This window comes from Anaerobacillus arseniciselenatis, assembly GCF_001865995.1.
Taxonomy (GTDB): domain Bacteria; phylum Bacillota; class Bacilli; order Bacillales; family Anaerobacillaceae; genus Anaerobacillus; species Anaerobacillus arseniciselenatis.
This window is the reverse complement of record NZ_MLQQ01000020.1, coordinates 1-2,250: the sequence shown is the minus strand read 5'-3', so window position 1 is coordinate 2,250 and position 2,250 is coordinate 1. Positions and strand designations below refer to the sequence as shown.

2 protein-coding genes and 1 rRNA gene are annotated in these 2,250 nt (G+C 34.7%); 1 reads left to right on the top strand and 2 read right to left on the bottom strand.

What is annotated here, in order from left to right:
• Positions 1 to 112 precede the first annotated feature (112 nt).
• The gene (locus tag BKP35_RS10615; RefSeq protein WP_071313331.1) at positions 113 to 1,003 is read right to left on the bottom strand and encodes an aminotransferase class I/II-fold pyridoxal phosphate-dependent enzyme; all 891 of its coding nucleotides are present in this window, start codon (positions 1,001 to 1,003) and stop codon (positions 113 to 115) included.
• 443 nt (positions 1,004 to 1,446) lie between these two features.
• Between BKP35_RS10615 and BKP35_RS10610 the strand changes: the two genes are divergently transcribed.
• Complete coding sequence (locus BKP35_RS10610) at positions 1,447 to 1,641, top strand: sigma factor G inhibitor Gin (protein WP_071313330.1); 195 nt, start codon at positions 1,447 to 1,449, stop codon at positions 1,639 to 1,641.
• Positions 1,642 to 2,123: 482 nt separating this feature from the next.
• On the opposite strand, the gene rrf is transcribed toward BKP35_RS10610, so the two are convergent.
• A 5S ribosomal RNA gene (gene rrf, locus BKP35_RS10605) occupies positions 2,124 to 2,239 on the bottom strand.
• Positions 2,240 to 2,250 lie beyond the last annotated feature (11 nt).

The following is a 2,250-nucleotide window of genomic DNA, read 5'->3' as shown; positions in this document are numbered from 1 at the left end:
TCATTATGAAGTCCTCCTTGGTTAACTAAGTTAGGGGTCATCTCGGTGCACGATTTGACACCCCGTATCATACCAGGAGGGCTCTTTTTTTTTCAAGTCCCCGAAAATCCTTCTAACAGGAATGCTCCTTTATACTTTTTAAAGTATTTAATAATTGTTCTTCAGTAAGTGTCGCTAAAAAATACCTTGCTAAATCAAGTGAAGCCATTAACGGATAGGAAGGGCTACTCGACTGTAGCACTTGTAAATAATACGCTAGTTTTTCAATGTCCACTAACTTACTATTAAAGTGTAAATAGGAACTCATCGTCATTGCCGGAAGCGTTTTATGAGCTGACTGCACTACAACATCAGCACCATCCTCAAGTGCTGATTTAGGCAATAAGGAAGATTGGTGGCCAAAATGAGCGCCATGAGCTTCATCGACTAACACAGCAATATCATACTTATGAGCCTCAGTGACGATATTCTTTAATGATACCGTAAACCCGTAGTAATTAGGATTAGTAATAATGATTGCTTTTGCATCGGAAAACTTTTTTATATTTTCAATAACGTCGTCCTCATCTAAACAAGTAGCTATTTGTGCCTCTCGGTCGAATTTCGGCTGTAAAAATATAGGCTGAACTTTAGCTAAGCGTAATCCATTTAAAATAGACTTATGGCTATTTCGTTGTACTAAGACGGTATCGCCTTCTTCACAAGTAGCCAAAATCATTGCTAAATTCCCAGCCGTAGAACCACCTACGAGAAAAAAACATCGCTCTGAACGATACAAATCTGCGGTTAATTGTTCTGCCTCTTTTATAACACCTGAAGGGTGATGCAAATCATCTAAGCCACTAAGCTCTGTTACATCTAATGGTAATAATGAACGATACCACAGCTTGGCTGCTTCAGGCATTAATACTCCATTTTTATGTCCAGGTACGTGAAAAGAGGACGAGTTTTTTTGATGGTGGGCTAAAAGTGCTTCAAAAAGCGGTAACTTATTCTGATCCATTTCACACATTTCCTTTAACATCTATTAGTAAAAACTTTTTATGTGAGTGAATTTCATAATCACCTTAATTGAGCCATTTCAAACTATAAGTAGTTGCGAGCGGTTTAACGCAACTACTTATAGTTTGAAATGGCGAAAAAATTGATTATGAAAGTCCTTAATGTTATAAAGCGAATTTAATAATTTAATAATGACTTTTAAAAATATCTTTGTAAAATACTGTTCTAATTATAACGAAACAATTCGCACATAACTAGTTAATTAACTAAAAAGGTTGTTTTAGAAAAGGTAATAAAAAAATATTATAGTACTTTAATAAAGACATACACATTGTGGTTCATCTATGCATATATTGAACAGAGTCGTTATTTTTAAAAAAGTCAGATTTTTATGTATAGTTTATCCTTCATTGGAAATTAATGAACTATGGAGGTGAACAAATAATGAAAAAAGGGCACTGCCAAGAAAAATGTTCAGTATGTGAACAGAGAAGCTACCAAGGAATTCATATTTGTGATATTTATATTTGCGAAAACTGCGAACGAGAAATTGTTTGTTCTGATGTAACTGATGAGTTTTATAAATACTATTTACAAAAACTAAGAAAATTAAAGCACTCTTTATTAAATATTTCTTAACAGGCCTTTCGATAAAGGTCTATTTTTTTTATTACTGAGCAAGATAGACCTCATTTATCGCAAGTTAACTAAGGGGAATCGCAAAATAAATTGCGATTATCGCAAGTAAAATGCTAATAACTTAAGAATTATGCTTTCTATTTATTGCTGTGCAAGATAAAACTTATTTATCGCAAGTAAAATTTAATAATCGCAAGAAGAATGCCAGTAACTTAAGAAAACATCAAACATAATCTCATTTTTATATAACAGAAAAGCACACTCCGTTTAGAATGTGCTTTTTCTTATTTGTCTAGCAACGAAGCTGTTGAACTCAATTGCATCATGATTTGCTACTTTGAAACACCTTCGCGCTCCTTTGTCCCGAGGAAGCATGCATCGAAGCTACACTTTGAGACGCAGGGACAGCCCTATATTATTGTAATAAATATTAATTATCTATAAGAAAAACACACTCCGATTGGAATGTGTTTTTCTTGTTTACCTAGCAACGTCCTACTCTCACAAGGGGAAACCCCTAACTACCATCGGCGCTGAAGAGCTTAACGATCGTGTTCGGCATGGGAACGAGTGTGACCTCTTCGCTATCGCCACTAGATTATTTAGTTT

Excerpts from the sequence above, each read along its gene's own strand:
- BKP35_RS10615 (WP_071313331.1), bottom strand. The coding sequence starts at position 1,003 with ATGGATCAGAATAAGTTACCGCTTTTTGAAGCACTTTTAGCCCACCAT.
- BKP35_RS10610 (WP_071313330.1), top strand. The coding sequence starts at position 1,447 with ATGAAAAAAGGGCACTGCCAAGAAAAATGTTCAGTATGTGAACAGAGA.